Origin of the sequence: Photorhabdus sp. RM323S, assembly GCF_042879375.1 — a bacterium.
Taxonomy (GTDB): Bacteria; Pseudomonadota; Gammaproteobacteria; order Enterobacterales; family Enterobacteriaceae; genus Photorhabdus; species Photorhabdus tasmaniensis.
The window spans coordinates 10,356-26,370 of the sequence record NZ_JBHFKZ010000064.1 but is presented as its reverse complement, the minus strand read 5'-3'; the positions used below and the strand labels follow the sequence as shown (position 1 = coordinate 26,370).

23 protein-coding genes and 1 rRNA gene are annotated in these 16,015 nt (G+C 42.3%); 5 read left to right on the top strand and 19 right to left on the bottom strand.

What is annotated here, in order from left to right; translation table 11 throughout:
* Nucleotides 1-83, bottom strand: a 16S ribosomal RNA gene (locus ACGF7G_RS19685); the annotation flags it as partial.
* Nucleotides 84-555: 472 nt separating this feature from the next.
* Between ACGF7G_RS19685 and ACGF7G_RS19680 the strand changes: the two genes are divergently transcribed.
* Complete coding sequence (locus tag ACGF7G_RS19680; protein ID WP_133813945.1) at nucleotides 556-1,101, top strand: gamma carbonic anhydrase family protein; 546 nt, start codon at nucleotides 556-558, stop codon at nucleotides 1,099-1,101.
* On the opposite strand, the gene ACGF7G_RS19675 is transcribed toward ACGF7G_RS19680, so the two are convergent.
* From ACGF7G_RS19675 to dprA, 5 genes are all read right to left on the bottom strand, one after another.
* A complete protein-coding gene (locus tag ACGF7G_RS19675) occupies nucleotides 1,077-1,337 on the bottom strand; it encodes a DUF1488 domain-containing protein (protein ID WP_133813946.1) in 261 nt (86 codons plus the stop codon). The genes ACGF7G_RS19680 and ACGF7G_RS19675 overlap by 25 nt on opposite strands.
* Nucleotides 1,334-2,152, bottom strand: coding sequence for a shikimate dehydrogenase (aroE, locus tag ACGF7G_RS19670; RefSeq protein ID WP_387467737.1), 819 nt, complete (start codon nucleotides 2,150-2,152; stop codon nucleotides 1,334-1,336). The genes ACGF7G_RS19675 and aroE overlap by 4 nt, the downstream gene beginning before the upstream one ends.
* A gap of 7 nt (nucleotides 2,153-2,159) precedes the next feature.
* Nucleotides 2,160-2,729, bottom strand: a complete 570-nt coding sequence (gene tsaC / locus ACGF7G_RS19665) for an L-threonylcarbamoyladenylate synthase type 1 TsaC (protein WP_387467735.1) — start codon at nucleotides 2,727-2,729, stop codon at nucleotides 2,160-2,162.
* A gap of 13 nt (nucleotides 2,730-2,742) precedes the next feature.
* Nucleotides 2,743-3,282 (bottom strand): topoisomerase DNA-binding C4 zinc finger domain-containing protein, encoded by a 540-nt coding sequence (locus tag ACGF7G_RS19660; protein WP_387467733.1) that lies wholly within the window; start codon nucleotides 3,280-3,282, stop codon nucleotides 2,743-2,745.
* Nucleotides 3,283-3,344: 62 nt separating this feature from the next.
* The gene (gene dprA, locus ACGF7G_RS19655) at nucleotides 3,345-4,430 is read right to left on the bottom strand and encodes a DNA-protecting protein DprA (RefSeq protein ID WP_387467731.1); all 1,086 of its coding nucleotides are present in this window, start codon (nucleotides 4,428-4,430) and stop codon (nucleotides 3,345-3,347) included.
* Nucleotides 4,431-4,563: 133 nt separating this feature from the next.
* On the opposite strand from dprA, the gene def reads away from it, so the two are divergent.
* From def to trkA, 4 genes are all read left to right on the top strand, one after another.
* A complete protein-coding gene (def, locus tag ACGF7G_RS19650; RefSeq protein WP_387467729.1) occupies nucleotides 4,564-5,076 on the top strand; it encodes a peptide deformylase in 513 nt (170 codons plus the stop codon).
* 24 nt (nucleotides 5,077-5,100) lie between these two features.
* Nucleotides 5,101-6,048, top strand: a complete 948-nt coding sequence (gene fmt, locus ACGF7G_RS19645) for a methionyl-tRNA formyltransferase (protein ID WP_387467727.1) — start codon at nucleotides 5,101-5,103, stop codon at nucleotides 6,046-6,048.
* 69 nt (nucleotides 6,049-6,117) lie between these two features.
* On the top strand, nucleotides 6,118-7,407 hold the full coding sequence (gene rsmB / locus ACGF7G_RS19640) for a 16S rRNA (cytosine(967)-C(5))-methyltransferase RsmB (protein ID WP_387467725.1): 1,290 nt from the start codon (nucleotides 6,118-6,120) through the stop codon (nucleotides 7,405-7,407).
* Nucleotides 7,408-7,463: 56 nt separating this feature from the next.
* Nucleotides 7,464-8,840, top strand: a complete 1,377-nt coding sequence (trkA, locus tag ACGF7G_RS19635; protein ID WP_387467723.1) for a Trk system potassium transporter TrkA — start codon at nucleotides 7,464-7,466, stop codon at nucleotides 8,838-8,840.
* A 346-nt stretch (nucleotides 8,841-9,186) separates the two neighbouring features.
* Here the strand turns inward: trkA and ACGF7G_RS19630 are convergent, their stop codons facing one another.
* The 13 genes from ACGF7G_RS19630 to rplR form a co-directional block, all read right to left on the bottom strand.
* A complete protein-coding gene (locus ACGF7G_RS19630) occupies nucleotides 9,187-9,387 on the bottom strand; it encodes an alternative ribosome-rescue factor A (protein ID WP_387467740.1) in 201 nt (66 codons plus the stop codon).
* 79 nt (nucleotides 9,388-9,466) lie between these two features.
* Nucleotides 9,467-9,883, bottom strand: coding sequence for a Zn(2+)-responsive transcriptional regulator (gene zntR / locus ACGF7G_RS19625; protein WP_021322782.1), 417 nt, complete (start codon nucleotides 9,881-9,883; stop codon nucleotides 9,467-9,469).
* A 133-nt stretch (nucleotides 9,884-10,016) separates the two neighbouring features.
* Nucleotides 10,017-10,409, bottom strand: a complete 393-nt coding sequence (gene rplQ, locus ACGF7G_RS19620) for a 50S ribosomal protein L17 (RefSeq protein WP_387467721.1) — start codon at nucleotides 10,407-10,409, stop codon at nucleotides 10,017-10,019.
* 40 nt (nucleotides 10,410-10,449) lie between these two features.
* Nucleotides 10,450-11,439 (bottom strand): DNA-directed RNA polymerase subunit alpha, encoded by a 990-nt coding sequence (locus ACGF7G_RS19615; protein ID WP_011148772.1) that lies wholly within the window; start codon nucleotides 11,437-11,439, stop codon nucleotides 10,450-10,452.
* Between the two features lie 25 nt (nucleotides 11,440-11,464).
* Nucleotides 11,465-12,085, bottom strand: a complete 621-nt coding sequence (gene rpsD / locus ACGF7G_RS19610) for a 30S ribosomal protein S4 (protein ID WP_133813956.1) — start codon at nucleotides 12,083-12,085, stop codon at nucleotides 11,465-11,467.
* 36 nt (nucleotides 12,086-12,121) lie between these two features.
* The gene (gene rpsK / locus ACGF7G_RS19605) at nucleotides 12,122-12,511 is read right to left on the bottom strand and encodes a 30S ribosomal protein S11 (protein ID WP_002919257.1); all 390 of its coding nucleotides are present in this window, start codon (nucleotides 12,509-12,511) and stop codon (nucleotides 12,122-12,124) included.
* Nucleotides 12,512-12,526: 15 nt separating this feature from the next.
* A complete protein-coding gene (gene rpsM / locus ACGF7G_RS19600) occupies nucleotides 12,527-12,883 on the bottom strand; it encodes a 30S ribosomal protein S13 (protein WP_133813957.1) in 357 nt (118 codons plus the stop codon).
* A 146-nt stretch (nucleotides 12,884-13,029) separates the two neighbouring features.
* Nucleotides 13,030-13,146, bottom strand: a complete 117-nt coding sequence (gene rpmJ, locus ACGF7G_RS19595; protein ID WP_002227352.1) for a 50S ribosomal protein L36 — start codon at nucleotides 13,144-13,146, stop codon at nucleotides 13,030-13,032.
* Between the two features lie 32 nt (nucleotides 13,147-13,178).
* A complete protein-coding gene (gene secY / locus ACGF7G_RS19590; RefSeq protein ID WP_011148775.1) occupies nucleotides 13,179-14,510 on the bottom strand; it encodes a preprotein translocase subunit SecY in 1,332 nt (443 codons plus the stop codon).
* Nucleotides 14,511-14,517: 7 nt separating this feature from the next.
* Nucleotides 14,518-14,952 carry a 50S ribosomal protein L15 gene (rplO, locus tag ACGF7G_RS19585; RefSeq protein WP_133813959.1) on the bottom strand — a complete coding sequence of 145 codons (435 nt, stop codon included), beginning with the start codon at nucleotides 14,950-14,952 and terminating at the stop codon, nucleotides 14,518-14,520.
* Nucleotides 14,953-14,955: 3 nt separating this feature from the next.
* The gene (gene rpmD / locus ACGF7G_RS19580) at nucleotides 14,956-15,135 is read right to left on the bottom strand and encodes a 50S ribosomal protein L30 (RefSeq protein WP_011148777.1); all 180 of its coding nucleotides are present in this window, start codon (nucleotides 15,133-15,135) and stop codon (nucleotides 14,956-14,958) included.
* 5 nt (nucleotides 15,136-15,140) lie between these two features.
* Nucleotides 15,141-15,641, bottom strand: a complete 501-nt coding sequence (gene rpsE / locus ACGF7G_RS19575) for a 30S ribosomal protein S5 (RefSeq protein ID WP_021322788.1) — start codon at nucleotides 15,639-15,641, stop codon at nucleotides 15,141-15,143.
* 14 nt (nucleotides 15,642-15,655) lie between these two features.
* Complete coding sequence (gene rplR, locus ACGF7G_RS19570; protein ID WP_133813961.1) at nucleotides 15,656-16,009, bottom strand: 50S ribosomal protein L18; 354 nt, start codon at nucleotides 16,007-16,009, stop codon at nucleotides 15,656-15,658.
* Nucleotides 16,010-16,015 lie beyond the last annotated feature (6 nt).

The window sequence follows — 16,015 nt, the reverse complement described above, 5'->3', positions numbered from 1 at the left end:
GCACTTTCCTGTTACCGCTCGACTTGCATGTGTTAGGCCTGCCGCCAGCGTTCAATCTGAGCCATGATCAAACTCTTCAATTAAAAGCTTGATGCTCAAAGAAACTGACTGTTATTTCGTCATGAATTAACTGTTGTTCACTCTTCAAGACTTTAGTGTATTTTTTTGTGATACGGTCTTGTGAGTGCCCACACAGATTGTCTGATTAATTGTTAAAGAGCAGGCTGAAACAAAAATTAATATTCTCGTTCAGCCGGGCTGCGTATACTACGCTTTTCGCCCGCAGAGTCAAGCGCTTAATTCACCTGGCTCTGCCTAGCCTCACACGTTTTGTCAGCGTTGTGTCGGTCAGTGGTGGCGCATTATAGGGAACCCAGATTTTTACACAACACTTTTTTTTAGATTTATTGCCAACAGGTTGTTTGTTGCTCTTTTTGGGTCAAATTTAGGCGACAATAGCCAAAATTAATACGCTTTTCCCATTGCATACTGGTGTTTTCCTCACTAGGATCCCGTTAATGATAAGAGATCTCCATTTTTTCATTAGAGGTATATATGTCTGGAGTGTTACGCAGTTACCTTGGTACTCAACCTAAAATTGGTCAGAAAGTTCTATTAGATCCATCTAGTGTGATCATTGGTGATGTCAGACTTGCTGATGACGTCAGTATATGGCCTTTAGTTGTCATCCGTGGCGACGTTAATTACGTATCTATTGGCACACGTACTAACATCCAGGACGGCTCTGTATTACATGTGACACACAAATCTGTTGATAATCCCGATGGTTTTCCTTTAATTGTTGGGAATGATGTCACCATCGGGCATAAAGCAATACTCCATGGTTGCACTATTGGTAATCGAGTGCTCATCGGTATGGGTTCCATCCTACTTGATGGTTCAGTTATTGAAGATGACGTTATTATTGGAGCGGGCAGCTTGATAGCTCCAGGAAAAATATTAGAAAGTGGATACCTTTATGTTGGTAGCCCTGCCCGCCAGGTCAGAAAACTAAAACCTGAAGAATTAGAAGTACTACGTTATTCAGCGAGCAATTATGTTTGCTTGAAAAATGACTACCGGCAAGAAGGTAATATGTAGCGTCCTAAATGATCATCATCCCCGTTATTGATTAGCAATTCGAATTCCTCTTCAAGATCCCAACGATTTTGTCGGAAAAGATTTAATGGATGATGATCTTTCCCATAACGGTATAAAAGATCCCTAGCCCTCATAGCACAGTGAACCAATGACCCATTTACCAACGCGGGAAAAATGACTATCTGCTGTTGTTCATCCCACTCTTCTCTATCAGGAAACTGGATAGATTGATTCACAAATGTAACTCCTGTTCCAATGTTAACAGCACAGGTGCAATTTCTGGCAGTACATCATGCCATAATTTAAATGAATGAGCGGCCTGTCCTACTAACATCCCTAATCCATCAGCACAACGAGAAACACCATGTTTTTTAGCAAAGGAAATGAAAGGCGTCAAATTAGCCTGATAAAACATGTCATAACAGACACAATTTTCATTAAATATTGATGGAGATATCGCAGGAATTTCACCATTAATACTGGATGCAGTCGCATTGATAATAAGATCAAACTCAGGGCTATTAAGTGTTTTCATCTCAACGGCCCGAATGTTACCTATTGGCGAAAAATTATTAGCAATCTGGATGGTACGACTGAACGTTCGGTTTGTAATTGTAATATCACAACCAAATTCTAATAATGGAGATAAAACACCTCTAGCAGCCCCACCAGCCCCAATGATTAAAATATGCTGCCCTTGAGTAATAAACTCAAGTCGTATCAAATCTGCTAATAATCCTACACCATCCGTGTTATCACCAAGCAATTGATTATTATCTAGCAATTTCAAGGTATTGACTGCGCCACTAAATCTTGCCCGCTCAGTCAACTCATTTGCCCTGATAAATGCCGGCTCCTTAAATGGCACAGTAATATTAGCTCCTATCCCCCCCTGTTCAAGAAACATATCCAATGTCTCTTCAAATTTACCTATTGGCGCTAAAATCTTCCCATAACAATGCGCAATACCTGTTTGATCAGCAAATAACTGATGGATACGGGGAGATTTACTGTGCGTAACAGGATTACCAAAGACAGCGAATTGATTCATATTTATTCTACCCTTGACGATAAAGCTCACCAGTTAAAGCGTCCCGAATTTCTGAAGGATTCTTCCGCCCTCCAACATCACCATCTAACACAGAAAGTTTATCCCCAAACTGTTGTCTAACTTCTTCTGCTGTTCGGCATGGTTCAAGACCATTTAAATTTGCACTGGTCGATACCAATGGTTTTCCATAAAAAGTACATAACTGTTTCACCAAAGGATGATCGCTAACTCTAACAGCCAAAGTGGAAAATTGCCCAGTCAACCATTTAGATGTACCGGCTTTTGCAGGGATCACCCAGGTTACAGGCCCAGGCCAACAAGCAAATATAACTTCTTTTTGGTATTCTGTTAGAAGCTTATCATCAAGATATGGCTGTAATTGTCTATAATTATCTGCAATAAGAATCAACCCTTTTTGCCACGGGCGCTTCTTTAATGCAAGCAGTTCATTTACCGCTTTTTCACTATCAGGATCACATCCAAGCCCAAAAACAGCTTCAGTTGGATAAGCAATAACTTTTTCGGATTTTAGCGAAGTTAATACTTTTTCAAATGCAGGCGATACTTCATTACTCATTTTATTACTCAGTTTAATTTATTTGCTGTTTTCCACACAACTTACTAGCACAAAACAACTTTGTACCTTGTGATGTGCGTTTTTCCATCAATAACGGATAGAAACAAAACACACATTCACCAACAACTGGCTTATTATTTAATACAAACTGGCAGTTGGGGTAACGGTTACACGCGTGAAAAATTTTTCCGAAACGTGATTTTCTTTGGAGTAGTTGCCCTTGTTTGCATTGGGGGCAGGCTATCGACGTCTCATTCGGTTTATCAATCAGTGCCGTATGTTCGCATTCAGGATAACGACTACAACCAATGAACATTCCATAGCGCCCTTGACGTAAAACTAAATTAGCTCCACATGCAGGACATAACTGCCCTTCAAGTTCTTTTACCACATGGCCGTTACTTTGCCCTTTTAATGAGCAAATATATTGACATGATGGATAACTAAAACATCCAAGAAATGGACCATGAATGCCATTGCGGATAACCAAAATAGAGCCACATTCAGGACAATATTCAGTTTCATCAGTGGAGAAAGGAACCATTTTTGCCATACCATTTTCACTTGAAATTTATACTTATATGACGTTAAGCAAGACTTTGAGTATTCAGTTAATTAACTCACGCGCACATAACCACCAGAAACCACAGCCACCTTACCCAATAATTCTAGTTCAAGGAGTTTTGTCATTACCTCAGCTATAGGTAATACAGAACGTTGCGCAATAACATCAACCGGCGTTATTTCATCACCTACGTTAACCAGCACATCAGCAAATGGCAACTCTGTTTGCTCAAACTGGGGTTTTACTTCTTCCTTTGCGCTTTCCATATGTAGCCATTGTAATGAACTGTAAACATGTTCCACAATATCCATTGCGTTTGTAGCCAGATATGCTCCCTGTTTTATCAACCAGTGATTCCCTTCGCTGACTGAGCTCCCCAAAAACCCTGGTAATGCAAATACATCCCTTCCCTGTTCAAGAGCACAACGAGCTGTAATTAATGAACCGCTGTTTTGACTCGCTTCTACAACAATAACTGCCGAACTTAATCCACTGATAATCCTATTTCTTTTAGGGAAGTTTTTTGCACGTGGAGGGGTATCCGGAAAAAATTCAGAAACAAGGGCTCCTCCCTCCTCTATTTGCTTTGCTAATAATCCGTGTCTATAAGGATAAATCTGATCAAGACCGCTACCTAATACAGCTATTGTTTGACCACCACTATCCAGAGCAGATCGGTGACAAATACCATCAATACCAATAGCTAAACCGCTAGTAATAACTAACCCATGTCCAACCAATTCACCTGCAAAAATTTTTCCCCATTTCTCGCCATAATAGCTTGCTGCCCTGCTCCCTACCATCGCCACCTGCTTCTTTAAAAGAAGATCTAATTTCCCTGACACAAAAAGCGCAAGAGGTGGGGTATGTATTTGCTTCAATAGCGGTGGATACAAAGGATGAGAATATGTCAATAAATGGTGTTCCGGCTGTTCCAGCCATTTTAAGCATGAAGCTAGCAAGGTTTTATTCGCCTTAGTAAATTGCAAACATTGTGCTGACGTTAACCCACTATCCTTAAGCACGATGAGATAACGATTCCCAGCATGCAGTAATTTCTCTGTAATATTAGCTGCTTTTTCTGTTGCTAAATGAGAGATCATCTTCATTCGCAACCATACTTCCATAGCTTCCATGTTGTCATCCTGACTGAGATTGACGGACAGAACCAAACTGCTCAATTAGCAATCAATACTGTCAATCTAAACGGGAAATGTCTAGAATAGACATAAAATACCACTCACATTTTGGACACAGATCTAAATATATATGTCAGTATTACAAGTATTACATTACCCAGACGAGCGGCTTCGCACTATTGCAATGCCTGTTAAAGAAGTTAATGCGGAGATTCAACGTATCATTGATGATATGTTTGAAACTATGTACATAGAGGAAGGCATTGGCCTGGCAGCAACACAAGTTGATATTCATCAGCGTATTATCGTTATTGACGTATCTGAAACTCGTGATGAACGCCTTGTACTGATAAATCCAGAGTTACTGGAAAAAAGTGGTAATACTGGGATTGAAGAAGGCTGTTTGTCTATTCCTGAACAGCGAGCACTAGTGCCACGAGCTGAAAAAGTCAAAATCAGGGCGTTAGATTACAATGGTCAATCATTTGAATTACAAGCTGATGGCTTACTAGCTATTTGTATTCAGCACGAGATGGACCATTTAATTGGTAAGCTTTTTGTGGATTACCTATCTCCACTGAAACGCCAGCGTATACGCCAGAAAGTAGAAAAATTGGATAAGCAAAGAGCCCGAACCAAATAAATTATATTAATACAGGAAATAAACGTGTCTGATTCTTTACGTATTGTTTTTGCCGGAACACCTGACTTTGCGGCACGCCATTTAGAGGTTTTATTAACGTCTCAGCATGAGGTAGTTGGCGTTCTAACTCGACCAGACAAACCGGCAGGAAGAGGTAAAAAACTGACATCCAGTCCTGTAAAAGTACTGGCTGAAAAACATAATATTACCGTTTTTCAGCCAGCCACTTTGCGTTTAGAAGAAAACCAGCAATGGATTCTGAAACAGCAACCTGATGTTCTCATAGTTGTAGCCTATGGATTAATCCTCCCTAAGGCTGTTTTAGATATTCCAAGATTAGGCTGCCTGAACGTACACGGCTCTCTATTACCACGTTGGCGTGGTGCAGCACCGATTCAACGTTCACTCTGGGCCGGTGACACGGAAACCGGCGTAACGATCATGCAAATGGATATAGGCCTTGATACTGGCGATATGCTATATAAAGCAAGCTGTCCTATTACACTTGAAGATACTAGTGCCAGTTTATACGAAAAACTAACCAATATTGGGCCAGATGCACTGCTTAAAACATTATCATTAATAACATCAGGTAAAAGCCAGCCTGAAACACAAAGTGAAAAGTTGGTTACCTACGCTGAAAAACTAAGCAAAGAAGAAGCCAAAATAAATTGGAAACTATCTGCAACCCATCTTGAACGCTGCATTCGTGCATTTAATCCTTGGCCCATGAGCTTTTTCGAGATGGAAGAGCAACCTGTTAAAATCTGGAAAGCAGAAGCCATTGAAAAACAAATTTCGGTAGAACCAGGAACTGTCTTAAAAGCAGACAAAAAAGGTATTCATATTGCCACTGCCGATGGAATTTTGAATATCACGCAATTACAACCTGCTGGTAAAAAAGCAATGTCAGCCGCAGATCTACTTAACTCTAAACGTGAGTGGTTTACGCCAGGTAATAAAATCAACTGAATACTATTCTATGTAAACTCTCTCTCACAAACTTTCTCTTAATGCTGACTCTTGTCAGCCTTTTTAACTATGAAAAATACATATAATCTACGAAGTATCACCGCGAAAGCAATCAATCAAGTTCTGGACCAAGGGCAATCTCTCAGTACGATATTGCCTGAACTTCAACGAAATATCACTGATAAAGATAAATCTTTGTTGCAGGAGTTATCTTTCGGGGTATTACGTGTATTACCTCAGTTAGAATGGATAATAAGTCAATTAATGGAAAAACCATTAAAAGGTAAGCAACGTATTCTTCATTACCTGCTTATGGTTGGCATATACCAACTTACCTATACCCGTATCCCAGCTCATGCAGCACTTGCTGAAACAGTAAATGGAGCCGTAACTCTGAAATATCCTCAGCTAAAAGGATTAATTAATGGTGTCCTTCGCCAGTTTCAGAGGCAGCAATTGCAATTAATGGAGCGTTCACAAAACAGTCCCAGCAATCACTTACATTCTGAATGGTTATTAGCTAAAATCCAAAAAGCCTACCCGCAAGAATGGCCGCAATTTATTGAAAATAACAATAAGAAACCGCCCATGTGGTTGCGAGTTAATCGAATATACCATAGTCGAGATGAATATCTTTCTCTTCTCCATAAAGCCGGAATTGATGCAGAACCAGCTATCGAATTACCTTTTGCTATCCGTGTAATTTTCCCCTGTCCGGTAACAATATTACCTGGATTTGATAAAGGTTGGGTGACTGTTCAAGATGTATCTGCACAAGGGTGTGCCGAGTTATTACAACCAATCAATGGAGAGAAAATTCTCGATCTTTGTGCCGCACCAGGAGGGAAAACAACACATATCCTAGAAATAGCGCCAAAAGCCCAAGTATTAGCTGTAGATATTGATGAACACAGGATCAAACGAGTAAAAGAAAATCTCCAGCGCCTTAATTGCCATGCAACAGTAAAAACCGGTGATGGACGCCACCCTAAATATTGGGCAGAAGGCCAGCAATTCGACCGTATCCTTCTGGATGCACCTTGTTCAGCAACAGGAGTAATCCGTCGCCACCCTGATATCAAATGGTTACGCCGCGAAGAAGATATTGCTCAATTGGTTCAATTACAATCTGAAATTATTGATGCAATCTGGCCATATTTAAAGAGAGGCGGGACATTAGTATATGCAACCTGTTCTATTTTGCCGGATGAAAATAGCCAGCAAATCAGCTCGTTTTTAAAACGCCACCCAGATGCCAAACTATCGGGAACAGAGACAGGAGATAACCTAGGAAAACAAATAATACCTGAATTCAATGGTGGTGATGGTTTCTTTTACGCTCGATTAATTAAACAGTAATATATCTCCACAATTTATAAAGATAATTATCTGTTTCTAACAAGTTAGAGAATACTATGAAAATAATTATTCTTGGTGCAGGTCAAGTTGGCGGTACATTAGCTGAAAATCTAGTAGGTGAAAATAACGATATCACTATAGTCGACACTGATCCCAACCGCCTGCACCAACTACAGGATAAATTCGACCTCAGGGTAGTCAATGGTCATGGTTCTCATCCCAGAGTATTAAGAGAAGCTGGTGCTGAAGATGCTGATATGTTAGTTGCTGTAACTAATTCTGACGAAACTAACATGATTGCATGCCAAATTGCTTATTCCTTATTTAATACACCAAATAAAGTTGCGCGAATACGCGCAGCAGAGTATATCCGTGAATCAGATAAGCTTTTTCTGCCTAACGACATTCCTATTGATTATCTTATTTCACCAGAGCAACTCGTCATAGATTATATTTATAAACTAATTCAGTATCCTGGCGCTTTACAGGTTGTTAACTTTGCCGAAGGTAGAGTAAGTATTGTTGCAGTAAAAGCTTACTACGGAGGTTCACTTGTAGGAAATGCTCTTTCTTCACTTCGTGAACACATACCACATATTAATACCAGAGTTGCTGCCATATTTCGCCAGGATCGGCCTATAAGACCACAAGGCTCTACAATTATTGAGGCTGGTGACGAGGTTTTTTTTGTGGCTGCATCACAACATATTCGTGCTGTAATGAGCGAACTTCAACGCTTAGAAAAGCCTTACAAGCGTATTATGATCGTTGGTGGTGGTAATATTGGTGCCGGACTTGCCCTACGTCTCGAAAAAGATTACAGGGTTAAATTAATTGAACGAAATCAGCAAAGAGCCACAGAACTAGCCGAATTATTACACGACACTATTGTTTTCTATGGGGATGCATCTGACCAAGAGCTATTAGCCGAAGAACATATAGAACAGGTAGATGTATTCATTGCCCTAACCAACGATGACGAAGCAAATATCATGTCTGCAATGCTTGCCAAGCGCATGGGAGCCAAAAAAGCCATGGTTCTCATTCAGCGTAGTGCATATGTTGATTTAGTACAAGGAGGTGTCATTGATATTGCAATCTCTCCACAGCAAGCAACTATTTCAGCTCTATTAGGTCATGTTCGTAAAGCAGATATCGTAAGTGTTTCCTCATTACGTCGTGGAGTAGCGGAAGCTATCGAAGCAATTGCTCATGGAGATGAAAACACTTCAAAGGTTGTCGGCCGAGCTGTAGGTGATATTAAATTGCCACCAGGTACTACAATTGGAGCAATAGCACGCGGTGACGAAGTGATTATTGCTCATGATTACAGTGTAATCGAACAAGGAGATCATGTAATTATGTTTATTACAGATAAGAAATTTGTTCCCGAAGTAGAAAGACTATTCCAACCAAGCCCTTTTTTCCTTTAGGAACCAAAAATAATTATCTACCAGTCGTATAATTCAAACACAATAACTGAGACAACTTAACACATTTTAATTAACAGGATGATTGAAAGAATATGGTGAACTTTTTAAAACAGTTTGTAAATTTACTATGAAGAGCAACTCTACTAATCCCTCTGCTGACGGGATTATTGATATGATCTTGAAAAATATCTTGCTGTCATTAGCTATTTTCTATGCAATGAAATTAATAAATAAATCATATAGTAAAAAAAGAGATTGAGGCTATGCCAGAAACCCCAACTACTAAAGAAAAATTATTAATAAAAATCCGTAGCTTACTAAAAGAGTAAAAATAAACCTATTAGAACTAAAAGGCCAGTGGTAATAAATCTAATAATCCCTTACCACTGGCCTCCCAGTTACTTGCCTTGTCATGTTTTCCTTTCCTCTGGTAACTTCCTTTTCCTTTTTTATTTTTCTCAATTCTCTGTTTGAATAATGGATCACGTAGTAGAGCTTCAATAGCATTATTCTTTATCACGCCTTTTTTATGGTGATATATAATCATCATATTCCTCTATCATATTAATTGGCCTAAAAACACACCAATTGTACTCTCTGAATCATCCATAATAAAGAAAAATTACTTATTCCTTATTTGAAGCTCCTTGTTCTAAAGTTTCAAGAATAGAACAATAAGTACTTATATGAGAACTCCCACAGCAAGCATCACTTAACATCTTAAGTGAATCACGCATTTTTAGCATTTCAAGAAGTTTTTCTTCTACTTCCATCAACCTAGAATCTACAATTTGCTTCGACTCTTCACAAGTATGATGATCTGGATCTACACGAATAGACAATAATTCTGTGATAGCTTCCAATGTAAATCCCAGCTGCTTGGCATAACGTATAAACCGAAGGCGCTGTAAATCTTGCTCTGTATAAAGCCTATATCCCCCCTCTGTACGGTTCTGATGTTCCATCATTCCTTGTTTTTCATAGAAACGTACTGTATCAGGGGTCACATTAGCTAATTTAGCTAGTTGGCCAATACGATACATCTTCATATCTCCTACAATAAACACGCTATTTGAAATATCAGCATAACAGGATAGAAAGAAATAAGTGAGAAATTCAAATATACAGATATAAAAAAACCGGGATAAACCCGGTTCTTTTATACATCCCTACAGATTACTCTGCAGTCGCAACTTCTGTTTGAGGCTCAACAGCACGGTCAACAAACTCGATGTATGCCATCGGAGCATTATCACCAGTACGGAAGCCACACTTAAGAATACGAGTGTAACCACCTGCACGGCTCGCAAAACGCGGGCCCAGCTCATTAAACAGTTTTGCCACGATTTCGTTATCACGAGTACGGGCGAATGCCAGACGACGATTAGCTACGCTATCGGTCTTGGCAAGAGTAATCAGCGGCTCAACGACGCGACGCAGTTCTTTCGCTTTAGGCAGAGTCGTCTTGATGATTTCATGACGGACCAAAGAACCTGCCATGTTGCGGAACATAGCTTGGCGATGGCTGCTGTTGCGGTTCAATTGACGACCACTCTTACGATGGCGCATGACCTTATCCTTCTCAGTAAAACCTTAACCTGTGATCTAGTTATTCATCAGCAATACTTGCTGGTGGCCAGTTTTCCAAGCGCATGCCTAGAGATAAGCCACGTGAAGCCAGTACGTCTTTGATCTCTGTGAGAGATTTTTTACCCAGGTTAGGTGTCTTAAGCAACTCAACCTCGGTACGCTGTACCAAATCACCGATGTAGTGGATAGCTTCTGCCTTAAGGCAGTTAGCAGAGCGGACAGTCAATTCCAGATCGTCAACAGGGCGCAGCAAGATCGGATCAAACTCTGGCTTCTCCTCTTTTACTTCTGGCTGACGTACATCACGTAAATCAACAAAAGCTTCCAGCTGTTCAGCCAAAATAGTAGCTGCACGGCGAATCGCCTCTTCAGGATCGATTGTACCGTTAGTTTCCATCTCGATAACCAACTTGTCCAAATCGGTACGTTGTTCTACACGCGCTGCTTCAACATTGTAGGCAATACGCTCTACTGGGCTATAACAAGCGTCTACTAACAAACGACCAATAGGGCGCTCATCTTCTTCCGAATGAATCCGGGCAGAAGCCGGCACATAACCCCGACCACGCTGAACTTTAATGCGCATGCTTATAGAAGCAGTTTCGTCAGTCAGGTGACAGATTACATGTTGCGGCTTGACGATTTCGACATCTCCGTCATGGATAATATCGGCTGCAGTCACAGGGCCAATGCCAGACTTATTCAAGGTAAGAATAACTTCATCTTTACCCTGAACTCTTACCGCCAGCCCTTTCAGGTTGAGGAGAATCTCCAGGATATCTTCCTGTACACCTTCTTTGGTGCTGTACTCATGCAGTACACCATCAATCTCAACCTCAGTCACCGCACAACCCGGCATAGACGAAAGCAGAATACGGCGCAGTGCGTTGCCTAGAGTATGACCAAAGCCACGCTCTAAAGGCTCAAGGGTCACCTTGGCGTGCGTCGAACTGACTTGCTCGATATCAACCAGGCGCGGTTTTAGAAACTCTGTCACAGAACCCTGCATTGTGTCCTCTCTTTGGTGCTAAGCTTTACTTAGAGTAAAGCTCGACGATCAGGTGTTCGTTGATGTCAGCGGACAGATCGGTACGTTCTGGAGTACGTTTGAACACACCTTCCATCTTCGCAGCATCAACCTCCAACCAAGTTGGTTTCTCACGCTGCTCAGCCAGCTCTAAAGCCGCCTTGATACGAGACTGCTTTTGCGATTTTTCGCGAACGCTGACTACGTCATTCGGGGATACCTGATAAGAAGCGATGTTAACAACGCGACCATTTACCATGATAGCTTTATGGCTTACCATTTGGCGTGATTCAGCACGAGTAGCACCGAAACCCATACGGTAAACAACGTTGTCCAGACGACCTTCCAGCAAACTCAGCAGGTTCTCACCTGTATTGCCTTTCAGACGAGTTGCTTCTTTATAATAGTTACGGAATTGACGTTCTAGGACACCGTAAATACGGCGCACTTTTTGTTTTTCACGTAACTGTACACCGTAGTCAGACAGACGCGGTTTACGTGCGCCATGCTGTCCAGGTGGTTGTTCCAATTTACACTTGGTGTCAATCGCGCGAACGCCAGACTTCAGGAACAGGTCTGTACCCTCGCGACGGCTCAGCTTGAGCTTAGGACCCAAATATCTTGCCATTTTCTTTCTCCAACAAACCTAAAAAAATAAACGCTATTAAACGCGACGTTTTTTAGGTGGACGACAACCGTTATGAGGGATCGGAGTCACATCAGTAATGTTAGTGATGCGGAAACCTGCCGCATTTAACGCTCGGATAGTTGACTCGCGGCCAGGACCAGGTCCTTTAACCATAACTTCCAGGTTCTTAATTCCGTATTCTTTCACTGCTTCGGCACAGCGCTCTGCTGCAACCTGAGCCGCAAACGGAGTAGATTTACGAGAACCACGGAAACCGGAACCACCCGCAGTTGCCCAACCCAGAGCGTTACCCTGACGGTCAGTAATGGTCACGATGGTGTTGTTGAAAGAAGCATGGATATGAGCCACACCGTCAGAGACTTGCTTTCTTACACGCTTACGTGCACGAATAGGTGCTTTTGCCATTATACAATACCCCGATTATTTCTTGATCGGCTTACGTGGACCCTTACGGGTACGTGCATTGGTCTTAGTACGCTGACCGCGAACTGGTAGACCACGACGGTGACGTAAACCACGATAAGTACCAAGATCCATCAGACGTTTGATGCTCAGGGTTACTTCACGACGCAGATCACCTTCTACAACGTATTTGGCAACTTCGTCACGCAGCTTGTCAATTTGCTCTTCAGACAGCTCACTGATCTTAACATGTTCAGCAATACTCGCTGCAGCACAAATGGCTTGAGAACGAGTTTTACCGATTCCGTAGATCGATGTTAAAGCGATTACGGTATGCTTCTGATCAGGAATGTTAATGCCTGCTATACGGGCCACTATGCACTCCTACAATTATTTACGGCAACACCATTCTGAAAAGCCCGTTTTCAGGATACTCAAACAATGTTGCTGTGATATAAAAAAGATTGGCTGGCTAATTTAGCCAGCTCAAACCGACTTTGCAAGAAAAATATGCTATTTTATTAGCCTTGGCGTTGTTTATGCTTAGGCTCTGCACTACAAATCACACGAACAACACCGTTACGCTTAACGATTTTGCAGTTGCGACATAATTTCTTGACGGAAGCACGAACTTTCATTTTTACTCTCCGTAACTTCTCAAGCAAACCAATCAGCGGTTATAACCTTTAAGGTTTGCCTTCTTCAGTGCAGACTCATACTGACTTGACATCATCAGAGTTTGCACTTGAGCCATAAAGTCCATGATGACCACAACTACGATAAGTAGCGAAGTACCGCCAAAATAAAATGGTACCTTCATCGCGTCACGCATGAACTCCGGGATTAAGCAGATAAAAGTAATATACATCGCACCAACTAAAGTCAGACGTGTCATTACCTTATCAATGTACTTGGCCGTTTGCTCTCCCGGACGAATTCCTGGTACAAATGCACCGGACTTCTTCAGGTTATCTGCTGTTTCTCTCGGGTTAAAAACCAACGCTGTATAAAAGAAACAGAAGAAGATGATTGCAGACGCGTAGAGTAACACATAAAGCGGTTGCCCAGGCTGCAAATACATTGAAATAGTAGTCAGCCAGTTCCAACCAGTTCCACCCCCAAACCAAGACGCTATGGTACCAGGGAACAGAATAATGCTGGAAGCGAAAATTGCAGGGATAACTCCAGCCATATTCACTTTCAACGGTAAATGTGTGCTCTGTGCAGCATAAACTCGGCGACCTTGTTGCCGTTTCGCATAGTTAACAACGATACGTCGCTGACCACGCTCCATGAAAACAACGAAGAAAGTTACTGCAAACACTAACACTGCAACCAACAGCAACAGGAGGAAGTGCAGATCGCCTTGCCGAGCTTGCTCAATGGTATGGCCTATGGCCGGCGGCAAACCCGCAACAATACCAGCAAAGATTATGATAGAGATACCGTTTCCAATACCACGCTCAGTAATCTGCTCACCCAACCACATCAGGAACATAGTCCCAGTAACTAGGCTCACAACAGCCGTGAAGTAGAAAGCAAACCCTGGGTTAATCACCAGCCCTTGCATTCCTGGCATATTCGGCAAACCAGTAGCAATACCGATTGACTGGAATATAGCCAGCACTAAAGTACCATAGCGAGTGTACTGGCTAATCTTACGACGGCCAGCTTCCCCTTCCTTCTTAATCTCAGCCAACGTTGGGTGAACCACCGTTAGCAACTGAATAATAATAGACGCAGAAATATACGGCATTATCCCCAGTGCAAAGATAGAAGCACGACTTAAAGCACCACCAGAGAACATGTTAAACATTTCAATGATGGTGCCCCTTTGCTGTTCGAGCAATTTGGCAAGCACAGTGGCATCAATACCAGGGATAGGAATAAAAGAACCAATACGGAAAACAATCAGCGCTCCAATAACAAACAACAGTCTGCGTTTCAGCTCGCCTAATCCACCTTTAGCGCTTTGAAAATCTAATCCTGGTTGTTTAGCCATCTGTTACTTATTCCTCAATTTTACCGCCGGCAGCTTCAATTGCCGCACGAGCGCCTTTAGTAACACGAAGGCCACGCACAGTTACTGCGCGTTTGATTTCGCCAGAAAGCATAACTTTTGCGAATTCAATTTGAGTGCCAACGATGTTAGCGGCTTTCAGTGCATTCAGATCGATAACATCGCCTTCAACGGTAGCAAAGTCAGACAAACGAACTTCTGCTGTAATCATTGCTTTACGTGAAGTGAAGCCAAATTTTGGCAAACGACGGTATAAAGGCATCTGACCACCTTCAAAACCGCGACGTACGCCACCGCCAGAACGAGATTTCTGACCTTTGTGACCACGGCCACCAGTTTTACCCAAGCCAGAACCAATACCACGACCTACACGTTTAGGCGCATGCTTGGCACCTTCAGCCGGAGACAGAGTATTTAAGCGCATCTGTTACTCCTCAACTTTAACCATATAGGAAACCAAGTTGATCATACCACGTATAGCAGGAGTATCTTCGCGCTCTACTGTATGACCGATACGACGCAGACCTAAACCAACCAAGGTTGCCTTATGTTTAGGCAGGCGGCCGATTGAACTGCGAATTTGTGTTACTTTAATAGTCTTAGCCATGGCCATTACCCCAGAATTTCTTCGACGGATTTACCACGCTTAGCTGCGACCATTTCTGGAGACTTCATGCTGTCTAAAGCATCCAGAGTTGCACGAACCACATTAATAGGGTTAGTGGAACCATAGGTTTTAGCCAGTACGTTACGAACACCAGCCACTTCCAAAACAGCACGCATAGCACCGCCTGCGATGATACCAGTACCTTCGTGAGCAGGTTGCATGAACACACGGGAACCGGTGTGTGTACCTTTCACTGGGTGATGCAGAGTGCCGCTGTTTAGTGCGACGGTTTTCATATTGCGACGGGCTTTTTCCATCGCTTTCTGGATTGCTGCCGGAACTTCGCGTGCTTTGCCGTAGCCAAAACCAACGCGACCATTACCATCACCGACAACAGTCAGTGCGGTAAAGCTGAAAATCCGGCCACCTTTTACGGTTTTAGATACGCGGTTTACCGCGATCAGCTTTTCCTGCAGTTCGCCAGCTTGTTTTTCGATGTGAGCCATCTTACACCTCTACCTTAGAACTGAAGGCCAGCTTCACGGGCAGCATCTGCCAGTGCCTGGACTCGACCATGATATTGGAAACCAGAACGGTCAAAGGATACATCTTTGATACCTTTTTCCAGTGCACGTTCAGCAATTGCTTTACCAACTGCTGATGCTGCTTCTTTATTTCCAGTGTATTTCAGTTGCTCATTGATAGCTTTTTCTGTAGTAGAAGCTGCCACCAAAGTTTCAGAACCGTTTGGTGCGATAACCTGCGCATAAATATGGCGTGGGGTACGATGTACCACCAGGCGAGTTGCACCCAGTTCCTGGAGCTTGCGGCGTGCGCGGGTCGCACGACGGATACGAGCTGCTTTCTTATCCATAGTGTT

What these genes read in the sequence shown, in the direction of transcription:
- ACGF7G_RS19630 (WP_387467740.1), bottom strand. Translation starts at nt 9,387, where the DNA reads ATGATTATATATCACCATAAAAAAGGCGTGATAAAGAATAATGCTATT.
- rpsK (WP_002919257.1), bottom strand. Translation starts at nt 12,511, where the DNA reads ATGGCAAAAGCACCTATTCGTGCACGTAAGCGTGTAAGAAAGCAAGTC.
- rpsE (WP_021322788.1), bottom strand. Translation starts at nt 15,641, where the DNA reads ATGGCTCACATCGAAAAACAAGCTGGCGAACTGCAGGAAAAGCTGATC.
- tsaC (WP_387467735.1), bottom strand. Translation starts at nt 2,729, where the DNA reads ATGAGTAATGAAGTATCGCCTGCATTTGAAAAAGTATTAACTTCGCTA.
- rpsD (WP_133813956.1), bottom strand. Translation starts at nt 12,085, where the DNA reads ATGGCAAGATATTTGGGTCCTAAGCTCAAGCTGAGCCGTCGCGAGGGT.
- rplO (WP_133813959.1), bottom strand. Translation starts at nt 14,952, where the DNA reads ATGCGCTTAAATACTCTGTCTCCGGCTGAAGGTGCCAAGCATGCGCCT.
- rpmJ (WP_002227352.1), bottom strand. Translation starts at nt 13,146, where the DNA reads ATGAAAGTTCGTGCTTCCGTCAAGAAATTATGTCGCAACTGCAAAATC.
- dprA (WP_387467731.1), bottom strand. Translation starts at nt 4,430, where the DNA reads ATGGAAGCTATGGAAGTATGGTTGCGAATGAAGATGATCTCTCATTTA.
- ACGF7G_RS19615 (WP_011148772.1), bottom strand. Translation starts at nt 11,439, where the DNA reads ATGCAGGGTTCTGTGACAGAGTTTCTAAAACCGCGCCTGGTTGATATC.
- aroE (WP_387467737.1), bottom strand. Translation starts at nt 2,152, where the DNA reads ATGAATCAATTCGCTGTCTTTGGTAATCCTGTTACGCACAGTAAATCT.
- trkA (WP_387467723.1), top strand. Translation starts at nt 7,464, where the DNA reads ATGAAAATAATTATTCTTGGTGCAGGTCAAGTTGGCGGTACATTAGCT.
- def (WP_387467729.1), top strand. Translation starts at nt 4,564, where the DNA reads ATGTCAGTATTACAAGTATTACATTACCCAGACGAGCGGCTTCGCACT.
- ACGF7G_RS19680 (WP_133813945.1), top strand. Translation starts at nt 556, where the DNA reads ATGTCTGGAGTGTTACGCAGTTACCTTGGTACTCAACCTAAAATTGGT.
- rplR (WP_133813961.1), bottom strand. Translation starts at nt 16,009, where the DNA reads ATGGATAAGAAAGCAGCTCGTATCCGTCGTGCGACCCGCGCACGCCGC.
- rsmB (WP_387467725.1), top strand. Translation starts at nt 6,118, where the DNA reads ATGAAAAATACATATAATCTACGAAGTATCACCGCGAAAGCAATCAAT.
- rpmD (WP_011148777.1), bottom strand. Translation starts at nt 15,135, where the DNA reads ATGGCTAAGACTATTAAAGTAACACAAATTCGCAGTTCAATCGGCCGC.
- rplQ (WP_387467721.1), bottom strand. Translation starts at nt 10,409, where the DNA reads ATGCGCCATCGTAAGAGTGGTCGTCAATTGAACCGCAACAGCAGCCAT.
- ACGF7G_RS19660 (WP_387467733.1), bottom strand. Translation starts at nt 3,282, where the DNA reads ATGGCAAAAATGGTTCCTTTCTCCACTGATGAAACTGAATATTGTCCT.
- secY (WP_011148775.1), bottom strand. Translation starts at nt 14,510, where the DNA reads ATGGCTAAACAACCAGGATTAGATTTTCAAAGCGCTAAAGGTGGATTA.
- zntR (WP_021322782.1), bottom strand. Translation starts at nt 9,883, where the DNA reads ATGTATCGTATTGGCCAACTAGCTAAATTAGCTAATGTGACCCCTGAT.